15 protein-coding genes are annotated in these 15,360 nt (G+C 67.5%); 8 read left to right on the top strand and 7 right to left on the bottom strand.

Annotation, left to right across the window (positions count from 1 at the left end):
* Positions 1–39: 39 nt before the first annotated feature.
* A complete protein-coding gene (locus ACSHWB_RS08490) occupies positions 40–2,163 on the top strand; it encodes a glycosyl hydrolase family 95 catalytic domain-containing protein (RefSeq protein WP_439661533.1) in 2,124 nt (707 codons plus the stop codon).
* A gap of 57 nt (positions 2,164–2,220) precedes the next feature.
* Here ACSHWB_RS08490 and ACSHWB_RS08485 read toward each other — a convergent pair whose 3' ends face one another.
* Together ACSHWB_RS08485 and ACSHWB_RS08480 are read right to left on the bottom strand one after the other, a co-directional pair.
* A complete protein-coding gene (locus tag ACSHWB_RS08485) occupies positions 2,221–2,604 on the bottom strand; it encodes an SSI family serine proteinase inhibitor (RefSeq protein ID WP_439661532.1) in 384 nt (127 codons plus the stop codon).
* 87 nt (positions 2,605–2,691) lie between these two features.
* Positions 2,692–3,561 (bottom strand): SGNH/GDSL hydrolase family protein, encoded by an 870-nt coding sequence (locus ACSHWB_RS08480; RefSeq protein ID WP_439661531.1) that lies wholly within the window; start codon positions 3,559–3,561, stop codon positions 2,692–2,694.
* Positions 3,562–3,672: 111 nt separating this feature from the next.
* Here ACSHWB_RS08480 and ACSHWB_RS08475 point away from each other — a divergent pair, with 111 nt between their 5' ends.
* Complete coding sequence (locus ACSHWB_RS08475) at positions 3,673–4,926, top strand: MFS transporter (protein WP_439661530.1); 1,254 nt, start codon at positions 3,673–3,675, stop codon at positions 4,924–4,926.
* Here ACSHWB_RS08475 and ACSHWB_RS08470 read toward each other — a convergent pair.
* Both ACSHWB_RS08470 and ACSHWB_RS08465 read right to left on the bottom strand, forming a co-directional pair.
* Complete coding sequence (locus tag ACSHWB_RS08470) at positions 4,858–5,709, bottom strand: hypothetical protein (protein WP_439661529.1); 852 nt, start codon at positions 5,707–5,709, stop codon at positions 4,858–4,860. The two genes, ACSHWB_RS08475 and ACSHWB_RS08470, sit on opposite strands and share 69 nt — an antisense overlap.
* A complete protein-coding gene (locus tag ACSHWB_RS08465; RefSeq protein ID WP_439661528.1) occupies positions 5,706–6,653 on the bottom strand; it encodes an SPFH domain-containing protein in 948 nt (315 codons plus the stop codon). Before ACSHWB_RS08465 ends, ACSHWB_RS08470 begins: the two co-directional genes overlap by 4 nt.
* 58 nt (positions 6,654–6,711) lie before the next feature.
* On the opposite strand from ACSHWB_RS08465, the gene ACSHWB_RS08460 reads away from it, so the two are divergent.
* Complete coding sequence (locus ACSHWB_RS08460; RefSeq protein ID WP_439664547.1) at positions 6,712–7,398, top strand: NUDIX hydrolase; 687 nt, start codon at positions 6,712–6,714, stop codon at positions 7,396–7,398.
* A 204-nt stretch (positions 7,399–7,602) separates the two neighbouring features.
* On the opposite strand, the gene ACSHWB_RS08455 is transcribed toward ACSHWB_RS08460, so the two are convergent.
* Positions 7,603–8,610, bottom strand: coding sequence for a Gfo/Idh/MocA family protein (locus tag ACSHWB_RS08455; protein ID WP_439661527.1), 1,008 nt, complete (start codon positions 8,608–8,610; stop codon positions 7,603–7,605).
* A 191-nt stretch (positions 8,611–8,801) separates the two neighbouring features.
* Here ACSHWB_RS08455 and ACSHWB_RS08450 point away from each other — a divergent pair, with 191 nt between their 5' ends.
* On the top strand, positions 8,802–10,088 hold the full coding sequence (locus tag ACSHWB_RS08450; protein ID WP_439661526.1) for a bifunctional o-acetylhomoserine/o-acetylserine sulfhydrylase: 1,287 nt from the start codon (positions 8,802–8,804) through the stop codon (positions 10,086–10,088).
* A complete protein-coding gene (metX, locus tag ACSHWB_RS08445; RefSeq protein ID WP_439661525.1) occupies positions 10,088–11,101 on the top strand; it encodes a homoserine O-acetyltransferase MetX in 1,014 nt (337 codons plus the stop codon). The genes ACSHWB_RS08450 and metX overlap by 1 nt, the downstream gene beginning before the upstream one ends.
* On the opposite strand, the gene ACSHWB_RS08440 is transcribed toward metX, so the two are convergent.
* Positions 11,064–11,750, bottom strand: a complete 687-nt coding sequence (locus ACSHWB_RS08440) for a TioE family transcriptional regulator (protein WP_439661524.1) — start codon at positions 11,748–11,750, stop codon at positions 11,064–11,066. The genes metX and ACSHWB_RS08440 overlap by 38 nt on opposite strands.
* 79 nt (positions 11,751–11,829) lie before the next feature.
* On the opposite strand from ACSHWB_RS08440, the gene ACSHWB_RS08435 reads away from it, so the two are divergent.
* Entirely contained in the window at positions 11,830–12,957 is a 1,128-nt protein-coding gene (locus ACSHWB_RS08435) for an erythromycin esterase family protein (RefSeq protein WP_439661523.1), read from the top strand.
* Here the strand turns inward: ACSHWB_RS08435 and ACSHWB_RS08430 are convergent.
* Positions 12,929–13,435, bottom strand: coding sequence for a hypothetical protein (locus tag ACSHWB_RS08430; RefSeq protein ID WP_439661522.1), 507 nt, complete (start codon positions 13,433–13,435; stop codon positions 12,929–12,931). The genes ACSHWB_RS08435 and ACSHWB_RS08430 overlap by 29 nt on opposite strands.
* Before the next feature lie 120 nt (positions 13,436–13,555).
* Between ACSHWB_RS08430 and ACSHWB_RS08425 the strand changes: the two genes are divergently transcribed.
* Positions 13,556–14,674, top strand: coding sequence for a sensor histidine kinase (locus ACSHWB_RS08425; RefSeq protein ID WP_439661521.1), 1,119 nt, complete (start codon positions 13,556–13,558; stop codon positions 14,672–14,674).
* Positions 14,671–15,324 (top strand): response regulator, encoded by a 654-nt coding sequence (locus ACSHWB_RS08420; protein WP_439661520.1) that lies wholly within the window; start codon positions 14,671–14,673, stop codon positions 15,322–15,324. Before ACSHWB_RS08425 ends, ACSHWB_RS08420 begins: the two co-directional genes overlap by 4 nt.
* Positions 15,325–15,360 lie beyond the last annotated feature (36 nt).

Here is a 15,360-nt window from a genome sequence, read left to right as displayed (position 1 = left end):
CAGGACTTCCTCGGGTCATCCGATCTCATCTGGAAGAAAATGCCCGCGACGTGGTTCGAGGGCCCGTTCCTCGGCAACGGCTACCTCGGCTCCGGCATCTACGCCGAGCCGGGCGCGAACGCGGTCAGGTTCAACGTCCAGCACTCCCAGGTGCAGGACCACCGGCCGGAGTTCGGGGCGCTGTTCGGTCTCGCCCGGCTGCCCATCGGCTACTTCACGCTCGAACCCGTCGGCGCGATCACCGGCGTCGACCTGCGGCTGGACCTGTGGAACGCCGAGCTGACCGGCACGATCACGACGGCTGCCGGAAGTCTTCGGGTGCGCGCCTTCATCCACACCCGCCGCGACCTGTACGCGATCGACGTCCAGGCCAGCGAGGGCGAACGCGCGTTCCGGTGGGTCTTCCACCCGCTCAAGGCGATCAGCCCCCGCACCGACCCGAAGTGGGGCCGTCAGCCGCCCGCGGGGTTCACCGACAACCCGCCCGTGCAGCTCACCAGCGCCGGTGACGTGCAGTTGGCCGTGCAGCCGTTGAACGCGGGCGGCGAGCACGTGACGGCGTGGCGCGAGGCCACCCGCGGCACCCGGCGCACGCTGTTCACCAGCGTCGCGTGGTCGCATCCGGCGAAAACGGCGGTGCGCAGGGCGATCGCGAACGTCCGGTGCGGTTCGATCGAGGGGCTCGCCGTCGAACACCGGTTGTGGTGGCACGACTTCTACCGCAAGAGCTTCCTGTCCATTCCGGACAAACGACTGCAGGCGTTCTACTGGATCCAGCTCTACAAGTTCGCCTCGGCGGCGCGGAAGGAAGCACCCGCGATCGCGACCTGCGGGCCGTGGCTCGAGAACACGCCGTGGCCGAACACCTGGTGGAACCTCAACGTGCAGCTGGAGTACTGGCTGATCCACGGCTCCAACCACGTCGAGTTCGACGCCGTCACCTACTCCGTCGACAGATACCGCGACGCGCTGGTGGAACAGGTGCCGGCCGAGTACCGGCACGACTCCGCCGGCATCCCGCGCACCACCGACACCGTGCTGAACAACGGGGCAGGGGTGGGCAACTCCGGTTACGGCGTGGGCATTCCCGGCAAGGACGTGCCGACGCCCGAGGTCGGCAACCTGACCTGGACGCTGCACAACGTCTGGCTCACCTACCGGCACACGATGGACGACCGCGTGCTGCGAGGTGTGCTGTTCCCGTTGCTGCGCAGGGCGATCAACTACTACTTCCACTTCCTGACCAAGGGTTCGGACGGGAAGTGGCACCTGCCGATCACGTTCTCACCGGAGTACGGCGTGAACGCGCCGGACTGCAACTACGACCTCGCGCTGATCCGGTGGGGGTGCCAGACGCTGCTGGAGTCCGCGAAGTCGTTGCGCGTCAACGATCCGCTGATCCCGAAGTGGCGCGACACGCTGGCGAACCTGACGCCGTACCCGGTGGACGCCAACGGGTACATGATCGGCGCCGGGGTGCCGTTCGCGAAGTCGCACCGGCACTACTCGCACCTGCTGCAGATCTACCCGCTGTACGAGGTGACCTGGGAGGATCCCGCCAGCCGTCAGCTGATCGAGACGTCGTTGAACCACTGGATCAGCTTCGAGGGCGCGTTGCAGGGCTACACGTTCACGGGTGCGGCGTCGATCTCCGCGCAGATGTTGCGCGGGGACAAGGCCGACTACTACCTCGGTGAGCTGATGCGCCGGTACATCAAGCCGAACACGATGTACCAGGAGTCGGGGCCGGTGATCGAGACGCCGTTGTCCGCCGTGCAGTCCATGTACGACATGCTCTGCCAGAGCTGGGGTGGGGTGATCCGGGTGTTCCCGGCGGTGCCGTGGCCGGACATCTCGCTCGACCGGTTCCGGACGCAGGGTGCGTTCCTGCTGTCGGCGTCGCGGCAGAACGGCGTCACGCGGTGGATCAAGCTGCGTAGCGAGGCCGGTGCGCCTTGTGTTGTGCGCACGGACGTCAAGGATCCGGTCGTGCGGGATTCGCGGGGGCGGCCGAGGCGGTTCTCGGTGCTGGCCAACGGAGATCTGCACATCGACCTGCGGCGCGGTGAGGAAGCGGTCATCCACCGAGCCGGGGACAAGCCTGAGTTGAAGGTTGGACCGGTGGGCGGATCACCGGTGCCTTCGTGGGGGCTTCCTGCGTAGTGCGTTCCTGGTGCCCCGCCGCGACGGCGGTGCGGCGGGGCACCAGCGAACGCGGTCTTAGAAGTCGAACACCTTGGCGGTGTTCACGCGCATGACGCACGGGTTCGAGAAGGTCTCCTCGAAGTCGACCTTCTTGCCGCGCCACGTGCCGTGCAGCTTCGCCTTCGTCGGGTTCAGCTCCATCGTGCACAGGGCTTCGGCCTGGGGCAGCCGGGTGAAGTCGCCGTTGACGGGAGCGAGGTCGTCGCACGCGGTCTTGGCGTTCTTGTGCGGCCCGCTGGCGGGGTCGCAGTTCAGCAGGGTGTTGTCGAAAGAGCCCAACTCCTGCTGCACCGAGAGGATCAGGGTCGATTCGGGCAGCAGAGGCGCCGCGGTCGCCGTCGCGGGGATGGCCGGAGCGGCGAGCGCGAGGCAGGCAAACAAAATTCGGTTCCTGGCCATGCCCTCACTGTGGCGCGGCCAGGAACCGAAATTCCAATCAACCGAGCGGTAACACCAGATCGTGTAAACCGCCGAAAGTGCGTGCAACTAGACGCCGCTGAGTTCCGTCCCGGCGAGAGCGGCGGCCACCTGCTTACCCACCGCTGCCATGCCCTTGGCATTCGGGTGAACCGGGAACGCGAGGCTCGTCGGGATGATGCCCTCGACCCACTTGTCCCACGGTGCCGCGCACGTATCGCGACCGGCGCTGATGTCGTACGGGTTCACGAAAGTGGCACCGGCCGCTTTCGCCTGTGCGCCCAGCATTCCGTTGAGCTGCTTCTGCACGTTGTCGAGGTACGGCACGTCGCCCCGCGAGATCGGCACGATCGGCCAGCACCCGCCGGACGGCGGCAGGATGCGCAGGTAGCCGACGACCACGATCTTCGCCTTCGGGCTGCGCTGCTTGATGCCCGCGAGCACGGCGGCCACCTTGGCGGAGGTGGCGTCGACGCGCTGGGCCAGCGAGTCGCCGTAGGTCGCCTGGCAGGGAGCGCCGTGCGGGTCGAGCACGCTCTTGCCGGCGCAGGTCAGGATGATGTCGGAGAAGCCGATGTCGTTGCCGCCGATGGACACCGTGACGAGGTCCGTGTCGGCCTTGAGGGCGGAGAACTGCGGCACGGACTGGCCGGGGATGCCGCTCTGGACGCCCGCCATGTCCTTGGTCTGCGCACCGCCGCAGGAGATGTCGGTGAAGTTCGCGATCCCGAGCTTCTTCGCGAGGACGGACGGGTAGTTCTGAGTGGACTTGAAGCAGCTCAGCGGGTCGAGCCGCTGCAGGGGGATGAACGGTCCGGAAACGAACGAGTCTCCGAGCGAGACGTAGTTCCGGTACTTCGGGGCGGCGCTGGCGTGCGGGGCCAGCAATGCCGCTATCAGGGCCGTGAGCAGGGAAACAACAGTCACTCGGCGCGTCATTGCTACCTCGTTACTGAAGAGTAGGAACGTAGGACGAAGGGTGACCGGACCATTGCGCAGTGTCAATCCCTCGACCAGGCTGGAACGATGACGGGGGTACGCAAAGTAGCTGTGGCATCCGCGGTCGGTAACACGATCGAGCTGTACGACTTCCTGCTCTACGGCACGGCCTCGGCGCTCGTGTTCGACAAGATCTTCTTCCCGCAGTTCGACTCGCGCGTCGGTGTGCTGCTCGCGTTCGCCACGTTCGGCGCGGGCTTCTTCGCCCGGCCGCTGGGCGGCGCGGTGATCGGGCACCTGGGCGACCGGATCGGGCGCCGCTCGATGCTCGTGATCACACTTACGGTCACGGGTGTCTCGACGGCGCTGATCGGCGTGTTGCCGACCTACGCGCAGATCGGGATCTTCGCGCCGCTGCTGCTGGTCCTGCTGAGGGTCGTGCAGGGGTTCTTCATGGGCGGCGAGCAGGGCGGCGCGTCGCTGATGGCCGTCGAGCACGCGCCACCGGGGCGGTGGGGCTGGTACGGCAGCTGGGTGTTCATCGGGTCGCCGGTCGGGCTCGTGCTGGCGAACCTGGCGATGTACCTGTCCTCGCGCGCGTCCGGGCCGGACTTCCTGTCGTGGGGCTGGCGGTTGCCGTTCCTGTTCTCGATCGTGCTGGTCGGGATCGGGCTCTACATCCGGTTGCGCGTGTCGGAGTCGCCGCAGTTCGCTCGGGTGGAGAAGTCGCGGCTGCCGATCGCCGAGGTGCTGCGGGACCGGTGGCGCGTGGTGCTGCTCGGTGCCGGGGTGAACCTCGGGTTCACGATCTTCATCTACGTGCTGAGCGTGTTCATGATCGGGTACGGGCGGACCGCGTTGAAGATCTCCGCGGACGACCTGTTGATCGCCACCGTGGTGGGGTCGGTTGCGCAGGTTGTTGCTGTGCCTGCGTTTGCGTTGCTGTCCGACCGGGTCGGGCGGTTGCCCGTCATGTTCGGCGGGGCGATCTTTCAGGCCGCCTTCGCGTTTCCGCTGTTCTGGCTGACGGACTCCGGTTGGTTCACGTTCGCGATGGTGCTCGGGTTTGTCGGCTCTGCCGCGTTGTTCGGGCCGTCGGCTGCGTATTTCGCGGAGTTGTTCCGGACTCGGGTTCGGTACAGCGGGGTGGCGTTGAGCTTCCAGCTCGGGGCTGTGCTGGGAGGTGGGCTGGCGCCGTTGGTGGCGCAGTCGTTGTTGCGCACCGGGACCTGGGCCATCGCGTTGTATTTGGTGGCTGGTGCGGTGTTGTCCGGGGTCTGTCTGTTGGTGATCGGGTCAGCGCACGAGGCGGAGCCGGCGGGTGGCGAGTCCGATGCTCAGCCGTTGGCCCCAGCCCAGCCTTAGGGCGTCGCTCTCGATGCCGTCGCCGAACGCCACCAGGCCGTCGGACTCGACGTCGATGTCGAGCGGGCGGCCGGTGATCTCGCCTTCGGTGTGGGTGATGCCGGTGCTCGGGGAGGGCCAGGCCTCTCTGACGAACCAGACGAGCTTGCGCTCTGTTGGCGTCGGGAGGGTGAGCTGGCTCTTTCGTTCGCGGTGGGCCGAGCTGCACCAGCCCGTCGCTCCCGTGCCGCTGCCCACCAGGATGCCCGAGGAGGCCTGGCGTTCGTTCGCGATGCGGTAGCGGCTGGTCTGGTGGCTCGGGTGGCCCACGTAGATCTCGTTGAGGGCGTAGAGGGTTTGGCCGTCGTCTGATCTGGCCTCGACCATCGTGCGGTCTTCGGTGTTGTCGGTGTTGTGGAGGAGTTCTGCGGCCTCGTGCGGGGCGTGCTGTGCGAGCACGCCCCGGTCGGGGTTGATGCCGATCACCGGCTGGCCGTCCAGGTACTTGGCGACGTTCGCCACCAAGCCGTCCTGGCCGACGATGACCACTACGTCCTCGGGCGCGAACAGGAACCGCGACAGGTCTTCCCGCTCGACGACGCCGCGGCGCCAGTCGAGCGGGATCGCGGCGCTGACGTCTCCCAACGCCCTCCGGGCCTGCTGGTCACGCTCCACCACCTCGTCCAGGGTTCTGTTGCGGGACTTGAGGAAGAACTCGACCTGACCTCTCGTCCCGTGTCGTGCCAGCAACTCTGTCAGCTCGGTGCGCCTGTGCACCAGCACAATTCTCGGGGCGAGGCTCATCGGGCCAGTCTCTGCAGTAGCGGCTGGATCATGTCCGGGGTGAGGGTGATGCTGCCGATCTCCGGGAGGTTGCCGGCCAGTTCCTTTGCCGCCATGGCGTAGAGGGTTTCCTGGGGGATGTCCCGGTAGGCGTTCAGGCGTGCCTGCTCGCCTGCGGCTTCGGCCTCTGCCAGTTTGCGGATGCCGTCCGCCTTGGCCTCGTCCGCGACTCGGCTGGCCCTGGCGTTGTCCTCGGCCTTCTTGAGGGCGTTGGCGCCTCGTTGGATGACCAGTAGTTCTTCTCGCTTGGCCAGTTCGATCTGGTTCTGGAGCTCGTTCTCGCTGATCGAGCGTTCGCGTTCCACCGCCATGGCTCGGCGTTCGTAGGTGGCCTTGTCCGCCTCCTGCTGGACTCGTTCCCTGACGGTGGTTTGGAGAGCCTTCTCCATGTCTGCGTCCGGGCGGATGGCCACGACCCTGACGTCGATGATCTCCAGGCCCAGGTGGGCTGCCGTCAGGTTCTCCGCGACTTCCTGCTTGACCCGTTCCACGCCTGTTCTGATGGCTGTGTCGAGGGTCAGGGTGCCCAGGACCTTCAGGGCGTGTTGCTGGGTGCTCTCGGTGAGGGTGTTCGCGATCTGGCTCAGGGGGTCCTGGCGCCAGGTTCCCGTGTCCGGGTCGATCGAGAAGTCGATCCTGTTGGTGGTGGTCTCCGGGGCGGTGCAGCGGTAGGTGACCGTCAGCTGGACTGTCACGTCCTGGTAGTCGTGGGTTGTGGCGTGGAAGAGCATCGGGAGTTCTCGGTCGTCCACCGGGACCTCGCTGAGGACTGCGGTTCTGGGGCGGAACCAGAAGCTCAGGCCCGTGCCCTCGTGGATGACCTTGCCGCTCTTGACGTGTCTGATGTGGACCGTCGGGGTTCCCCTCAGGTGGCGGAGTCCTGGGTAGCGGCTGATGTCGGCCATGGTCTGCTCCTTGGTGGCGGCTTGTCGTCTATCTGACGATAAGCCTATAGTCTGGGGTGTGTACAGGCCTAGTGATTTCCCTCCCTTTGCTGTCACGGTCGATCTGGTGGTGCTGACCGTGCGGGGGGATGAGTTGTGCGCGCTGCTCGTGCGGCGGGGGGAGGCGCCGTATCGGGGGCGGTGGGCGCTGCCTGGGGGGTTTGTCCAGGTTGCCGAGTCCGTGGATGCGGCGGCTGGGCGGGAGTTGGTCGAGGAGACCGGGGTGTCCGGGCTGCATCTTGAGCAGTTGGGGACGTACGGGGAGCCTGGGCGGGATCCTCGGATGCGGGTCGTCTCCGTTGCCTACTTGGCGTTGGCGCCTGACCTGCCTGTGCCCGTTGCCGGGACTGACGCTGCTGGTGCGGCCTGGGTTCCTGTGGAGGAGGTCTCTTCGTTGGCCTTCGACCACGCCCGGATCTTGGAAGACGGGGTGGAGAGGGCTCGGGCCAAGTTGGAGTACACGCCGTTGGGGACTGCGTTTTGTGGGGCCGAGTTCACGGTTGCCGAGTTGAGGCGGGTTTACGAGATCGTTTGGGGGGTTTCGTTGGATCCCCGGAATTTTCATCGGAAGGTCACGGGGGTGGCCGGGTTGTTGAGCCCTACCGGGGAGAGCACCTCGCGGGATGGGGGGCGGCCCGCTGCGTTGTATCGGCGTGGGGGTGCTGAGGTGTTGTATCCGCCGTTGGTGCGCGCGCCGGTTTCGTAGGCCGTCTCCCTGTTTCCAGCGCGGGGCTCCGCCCCGGACCCCGCCGATCTGATCAAAAGCCGGGGTTCACGCCACGCGTGGGTAGATGGCACGCCTGTTGCTTGGGGCGAAGTGGCGTTGCGCAGATGTGCGGCTCGGTGGGGTGACGAAGCCACCCCACCCCTCGGGGCTTGGTGAAGACTGCTCGCCTTCGGCGTCGTTTGATCAGAGGCGGACTGCGTCGCCTGTGGTGGCTGACTGCTTGGCCGCTTCGATTACCTCCAGGCCCGCCACCGCGTCCTGTGGTGAGACTGGGGGTTTGCCCGCTGCCACTGAGGCGTAGAAGTTCTGGTAGGCGCCTGGTTCTGTGCGGTACGGCTTGCCGCCCAGGGTTCCCCAGGCTTCTTCTGGTTCTTCGCCCCAACCCGGGCCTGCGGGGGTCTCGCCGTTCTTGAGGCGGTCTTCCTGGGGGTCCATGCCGTACTTCACGTAGGCCGCGTCGTGGCCCAGTACTCGGAAGCGGGGGCCCAGGTCTGCTGCCAGTGCGCTCATCCACAGGTGGGAGCGGACGCCGCCCTCGTGAGTGAGGGAGAGGAAGACGTCGTCGTCGGCCTTGGCGCCCGGGCGGACCGTGGTGATCTCGGCGTGTACTGAGAGTGGGCGGCCGAAGAGCGCTACCGACTGGTCCACCAGGTGGGTGCCCAGGTCGAAGAGGATGCTGCCCAGGTCTGCCGGGTCGCCCGATTCCTTCCAGGAGGACTTGATCTCCGGGCGGTAGCGCTCGAAGCGGGACTCGAACTTGTGGACTGTGCCCAGGGCCTTTTCGTTGAGGAGTTTCTGGACCGTCAGGAAGTCGCCGTCCCAGCGGCGGTTGTGGAACGGGGAGAGCATCAGGCCCTTGGAGGAGGCGATGGAGGCCAGTGCTCGTGCCTCCATCGCTGAGCCTGCGAAGGGTTTGTCGACCACCACGTTGAGGCCGTGTTCCAGGACCTGGCGGGCGTGGGTCGCGTGGAAGCGGTTCGGGGTGGTGATGACCACCAGGTCGAAGTTGCCGCTCCAGACTTCGTCCAGTGAGGACAGAAGGCGGGCTGACGGGTAGCGGGCCGCTACCTCCGCTTGGCGGCTCGGGTTCGACGTTACGACTGCGGAGAGGGTCAGGCCTTCCGTTGCCTCGATGAACGGGGCGTGGAAGGCCGCCCCACCTAGTCCGTAGCCGACCAGAGCTGTGCGCATGCGATCAGACTAAGCGTTCCCAGCAGATGGACGGGGTGTCGCAAGTCTGGACGGACCCCTACCTTCAGTCCTCATGACCATGTCGCTGGTTAGCCGACGCCACGTTGACTACGTGCGCGTCACCAGCATGGCCTGTCGTAGCTCTCGTTGATCTGAGCCCTCCTCTTCAACGAACGTTCTGGAGCACAGCCATGTCCTGGTCCTTTGAAACGACTCAGATTCACGCGGGCGCCGCGCCCGATCCGGCCACTGGCGCTCGTGCCACGCCGATCTACCAGACCACCTCGTACGTGTTCAGGGACACGCAGCACGGTGCGGACCTGTTCGCGCTGGCTGAGCCCGGGAACATCTACACGCGCATCAACAATCCGACGCAGGACGTCCTGGAGCAGCGTGTCGCCGCCCTTGAAGGGGGTGTCGCGGCCGTTGCCTTCGCCTCCGGGCAGGCTGCCGAGACCGCCGCGATCCTGAACCTCGCCCGGGCCGGGGACCACCTGGTCTCCAGCGCTTCGTTGTACGGCGGGACGTACAACCTGTTCCACTACACGTTGCCGAAGCTCGGCATCGAAGTGTCGTTTGTGGACGACCCCGATGACCTTGACGCCTGGCAGGCCGCCGTGCGGCCCAACACGAAGTTGTTCTTCGCCGAGTCGTTGGCCAACCCGCGTTCGCACGTGCTGGACGTGGAAGGGGTTGCCGGGGTCGCGCATGCGAATGACGTGCCGTTGATCGTCGACAACACTGTGCCCACGCCTTACCTGCTCAGGCCGTTGGACTTCGGGGCGGACATCGTGATCCACTCCGCCACCAAGTACCTGGGCGGGCACGGGACGGCCATCGCCGGCGTGGTCGTCGATGGTGGGAAGTTCGAGTACGGGGCTGAGAAGTTCCCCGACTTCCACGAGCCGGACCCCAGCTACAACGGGCTGCAGTACTGGCCGGTGCTCGGGCACGGGGCGTTCGCGGCGAAGTTGCGGGTGCAGGGGCTGCGGGACACCGGGGCGGCTATTGCGCCGTTGACCAGCTTCCTGGTCATTCAGGGCATTGAGACGCTGTCGCTGCGCATCGAGCGGCACGTCGAGAACGCGCAAGCGCTTGCCGAGTGGTTGGAGGCGCGGGACGAGGTCGAGAAGGTCCACTACGCGGGCCTCGCTTCGTCGCCGTTCCACGCTGCCGCGCAGAAGTACCTGCCGAAGGGGGCGGGCGCGGTCGTGAGTTTCGAGTTGAGGGGTGGGGTGTCGGCTGGGCGGGCGTTCGTCGACGGGACGAGCCTGTTCAGCCAGCTCGTGAACATCGGGGACGTGCGGTCGTTGATCGTGCACCCGGCGTCGACCACGCACAGTCAGCTCACTCCCGAGGAACAGCTCGTCACCGGGGTCACGCCCGGGCTGGTGCGGCTGTCGGTCGGGCTGGAAGGGCTGGAGGACCTCAAGGCGGACCTGGAGGCGGGCTTCACCGCGGCGAAGTCCGAGTTGTAGTGGGCGGCTGGCGGTTCGGCGATCCGAACGGGCGGCGGAAGTGGTTCAGCCACACCGCGCCGTTCGGGGAACTGCCGGGTTTCCAGCTCGCGTACGAGACGTGGGGGACCTTGAACGCCGAGGCCTCCAACGCGGTGCTCGTGCTCCACGCCCTCACCGGGGACAGCCATGTCGCCGGGGGCGTGGAGCCGGGTCACCCCACGCCGGGCTGGTGGGACTCGCTGGTGGGGAAGGGAAAGCCGCTCGACGCGTTCTTCGTCGTCGCGCCGAACGTGCTGGGAGGCTGTCAGGGCAGCACCGGGCCCTGGCAGTACCCCGGGTTCCCGGACGTCACCATTCGCGACCAGGTCGCGGCCGAGGTCCACCTCGCGGACTACCTCGGCATCGGGCAGTGGGCCGCGGTGCTCGGCGGGTCGATGGGTGGCATGCGTGCGGTCGAGTGGGCGGTCAGCGCGCCTGATCGGGTGAAGTCCCTGCTGTTGCTGGCCACGACGGCGCAGGCTTCCGCCGAGCAGATCGCGCTGGCGTCCGCGCAGCTGCACGCGATCAGGGCCGATCCGGTGGAGGGTCTTGGGGTTGCTCGCCGGATCGCGCACATCAGTTACCGGAGTGAGCAAGAGCTGCAGGCCCGGTTCGGCAGGGCGAGGCAGGAGGACGGGCGGTTCGAGGTCGAGTCCTATTTGGACCACCACGCCGCGAAGCTGACGCGGAGGTTCGACGCGGCCAGTTACGTGACGCTGACCGGGGCGATGAACTCCCACGACGTCGGACGTGGGCGGGGTGGTGTCGCGGCGGCGCTGCGGAAGGTCACCGCGCGCACGATCGTCGCCGGGGTGGACTCGGATCGGCTGTATCCGTTGTGGCAGCAGCGGGAACTGGCCGCGGGCATCGCCGGGGCGGACGAGGTGCGGGTGATCGAGTCGCCGTACGGGCACGACGCGTTCCTGATCGAGAGCGAGCAGGTCGGCGCGCTCGTCACGGAGCTGGTGCCCGTGCGTTCAGGTACTCGTTGAGCCGTGCGGAGGCGGCCAGCATCGCCAGGCCCCGCTCGGTGAGACGGCGGCGCCAGTCGGTCAGGGCGGCACCCAGCGTGTCGGTGCCGCCCGCGGTGCGGATCTGCTCGACCACCAAAGCTATGCGCGCCAACGGATAGCCGCCGCGTCGCAGCAGGTGGGCCAGCTCGGCGTCGCGGACGTCCTCCGCCCGGAACAGGCGGTAGCCGGTCGGTTCGCGCGACGGCACGAGGATGCCGGCCTCCTCCCACGCGCGCAGCGTCGCAGGGGTCACGCCGAGGCGCCGGGCCAGCTCGCCGATCGTGCGCGGCTCCAGGACCGGTTCGAAGTCGGTCAGGTCCTGCACCGCTCTGCTGACCGAGTCGAGGGTCGAACGGTCGCGCAGCAGCTGCTCGTGGCCGCGGTCGATCCGCACGAGCACGTCGTCCAGGGCGTCGTCGTGGATCGCGTTCATGATCTGGCCGGCCGTGGCGTGCCCGAAGGCGGGGATCAGCGCGATGAACGTGCGCAGCGCGGCGGCGTGGACCTCGGTGTAGACGCGGTAGCCGGACGGCGTGCGCCCGGCGGGCGGGAGGAACCCCGACTCCTCGTAGTTGCGCACCGCCTGGGTCGAGAGGCCGTGCTCGCGGGCTAGGTCTGCTGGACGCACAGTTGAGACTTTAGAGGCAAATGAAGAGAAGAAATGCCGAAAAGCTTCAACAGAGCTTTCAATGTTACGGTTGAACCACATGAGCCAGGACATTCGTGAGTTCATCAGCCCCTTCACCGAGCTCCTGGGGTTCGGCGAGCCGACGCACCTCGAGCACGCCCACACCTGGGTCCGCAACGAGCTGTTCGAGCAGCTGGCCGGTCTGGGCTTCCGCTCGATCGCCCTGGAGACCTGCCGGATCCGGGGTCTGGCCGTCAACGACTACGTCCACGGCGGGCCCGGTGACCTCGACATGATCATGAAGGAGGGCTTCTCCCACGCGTTCGGGGAGAACTGGCCCGCCAACCGCGAGCTCGTGCAGTGGATGCGCGAGTACAACGCGGACAAGGCGCCGGAGGAACGCCTGTCGTTCCACGGCTTCGACTTCCAGACCGAGACGGCCAGCGCGCCCAGCCCGCGTCCCTGCCTCGAACACGCCCGCGACTACCTGGGCGAGGACGTGGACCTCACGATCGACGACGAGAAGTGGAGCCGCAGTGAGGCCGTCATGGACCTCACCCAGTCGCCCGGGCGGTCAGCGGAGGCGATCAGGCTGCGCGAGATCGGCACCGGGATGCTCATGCGGCTGCACGAGCGCAGGACCACCGACGAGGCGTGGGCCCGCGCGGAGACCTGCCTGACGGCCGGGCTGAGCCTGCTCCAGTACCACCGGGAGTGCGCGGAGCCGAACCCGCTGGGTGTGCGCCTCAACCGCCTATGCCAGATGCGCGACGGCGTGATGGCGCGGAACCTGCTGGAGATCCGGCGCGCCGAGGCCGCCAACGGCCCGACGTTCGTGTTCGCGCACAACGCCCATCTGCAGCGGACGAACAGTTCGATGGAGATGGCCGGCGAACGGATCGAGTGGTTCTCGGCCGGCGCTCTCGTGGCACCGATTCTGGGTGACCAGTACACCGTCCTCGGCGGCACGCTCGGCCGCAACGACTCGATCGGGCTCGGCGAACCGGACAAAGCCACCCTCGAAGGCCAGTTGCAGGGCCGGTTCACGACCTGGGGGATCACGAGGGACAAGCCGGAGGGCGTGCCGCGCACCGACACCGGTGCCGACCCCATGCTCGCGATGGCCTACTTCCCGCTCGACGCGCACCTCATGGCCGGTGTGGACGCTCTGCTGCACGTCAGGGTTGGTCGTCCAGCGACGCGGTGATCCACGGCGCGACGGGCAGTTCGCGCGTCTCGCACTCGATGGCCAGCTTCAGGGTCCACCGCAGGGCTTGCAAGACCACGGTCGCGAGCTCCTGCGGTTGACCGTTGGCCAGCGCGATCTCGATCTGCTCCGCGGCCGCGTCCTGGTCGCCGTGCACCTCGGCCAGCAACGCGCGGATCGCGGTCCGCACCGGCGGGTCCGCGTCGTCGATCTGGACCTCGTTGCCGTCCTCGTCGAAGACCTGCATCTTCACCGGCGTGGCACCGCCGGAGCCGAGCGCGCTGACCATGCTGCTGCACTCCGCGAACAGCAGCAGCACCAGCTCACGGATCTCCTCGTTGCCCTCGGGCGACCCGCTGAGGTACCCGGTCACGAGGTCCACCGCCACAGCGTCTTCCCCGGCCCTGGCCGCGGCCAGCGCCTCACCGGCGACGGCGGTCAGCCGTGACCAGCGATCTGGATCCTGTGGTGGTCTCACAGGTACTGCCTACCGCGCGGTGTCACGCATTCGCAATGCCCCATCTTGATCAGAGTGCTACCGGGGTATGTCACTCCGCAGGTCAATGTGCGAATCAACGGATCCACCTAGCATCGGGTGGTGTTCCGCACGTTGTACCGAACCGTTCTCGGTCCCGATCACACCCGAGTGCCCGCCAAGGTCCTCGGGCGGTGGCGCGTCCCGGTGCACGCCGCGCTGATCATCTACGCTTTCGTCTGGGGCGTCGTCTCGAGCGCCGGGTACGTGCGCCAGGAGGCCTCGGACGGCTGGTGGGTCGTCGTCTTCCTGGCGACGGTCGCGCCGTACGTCCTGCTGATCTGGTCGCCGCTCTACGCCTGGCGGCTCGCCGTGCCCGGCTTCTACGCCGTCAGTCTCCTGTGGGCAGGTGAGGGTGCCGGGGCGTTCCAGTACTGGACGGCGATACCGCTGTTCGTCGCGGTGGCGGGGTTCTACTCGCGCGGCATCGTCATCGCGGCCACGGTGATCAGCGGCGCACTCATCATCGCCTCCGAGCCGCAGGCCGCGGACATGGCGCTCTTCGTGCCCATCGTCGGTACGGCGGTCTACCTGTTCGGTGCGCGTGGCAGAGCGGAACGCGAGCTCGAGGAAGAACGCGATGCCAAGGCTGCTCTGGAGGAACGCGCCCGCATCGCCCGCGAGATGCACGACGTGGTGGCGCACCACATGTCGATGGTGGTGGTCAGGTGCGAGACCGCGCCCTACCGCCTCAAAGGACTGAACGAGGACGCGGTGCGAGAGTTCGCCGAGGTCGGCGAGGCGGCGCGGGAGGCGATCACCGACATGCAACGCCTGCTGGGCGTGCTGCGGACCAACGGCCAGGAGCTGCAACGCGAACCGCAACCGGGCATCAGCCGCATCCCCGAGCTCGTCCGGCCGGGGGACGAGGCTGAGATCGACGTGGACGACGTGCCGGAGGCGGTCGGTCTGACCGCGTACCGGGTCGTGCAGGAGGCGCTCACGAACGCCACCAGGCACGCGCCCGGCTCGAAGGCGTCCGTCCACGTGCACCGGGAGGACGGCAGGCTCGACGTGCTGGTGGTCAACACCTCAGGAGGGCCGTCGAGGGGTGGCGGCAGCGGGCAGGGGCTGGTGGGCATGCGGGAACGCGTGGCCGTGCACGGTGGCACGCTGACGGTGAAGTCCACCGAAGACGGCGGGTTCATGGTCAGGGCGAGGATTCCGTTGGGGGACAAGTGATCAGGGTGGTCGTGGTCGACGACCAGGAGATGGTGCGCGAGGGGTTCTCCGCGCTGCTCGACGCTCAGGAGGACATCGAGGTCATCGGTGCCGCGGGCAACGGCGTGCAGGGCGTCGCATTGGCGCGTACGGTCAATCCCGATGTCGTGCTGATGGACATCCGCATGCCCGAGATGGACGGTTTGACCGCGACCCGGTTGTTGCTGGACGGAACCCGCGACCTGAAGGTCCTGGTGCTGACCACGTTCGACCTCGACGACTACGTCTACGAGGCGTTGCAGGCCGGTGCCAGCGGGTTCCTGCTCAAGCACGCGCCTGCCCGTGAGCTGCTCAACGCCGTCCGCGTGGTGGCCGCGGGGGAAGCGCTGTTAGCGCCGTCGATCACCAAGCGGCTGATCGAGGACTTCGTGCGGTCACGTCGCTCGGACCGGGTCCGGCCCGCCCAGCTGGGGATCCTGACCGAACGCGAGACCGAGATCCTCGTGCTGATCGCGCAGGGCCTGTCGAACACCGAGATCGCCGCGCATCTGGTGCTGGCCGAGCAGACCGTCAAGACGCACGTGAGCCGCGTGCTCACCAAGCTGGGTCTCCGCGACCGCGCCCAGGCCGTCATCGCGGCCTACGAGAGCGGGCTCGTGATACCGGGGTAGCAACGGAAAAGCGGCACGCCGGGGTGACGATCCGGG

Source organism: Lentzea sp. HUAS TT2 (genome assembly GCF_051853195.1).
Lineage (GTDB): Bacteria > Actinomycetota > Actinomycetes > Mycobacteriales > Pseudonocardiaceae > Lentzea.
The sequence above is the reverse complement of the archived record's forward strand: the minus strand, read 5'-3'. Positions and strand labels throughout refer to the sequence as shown.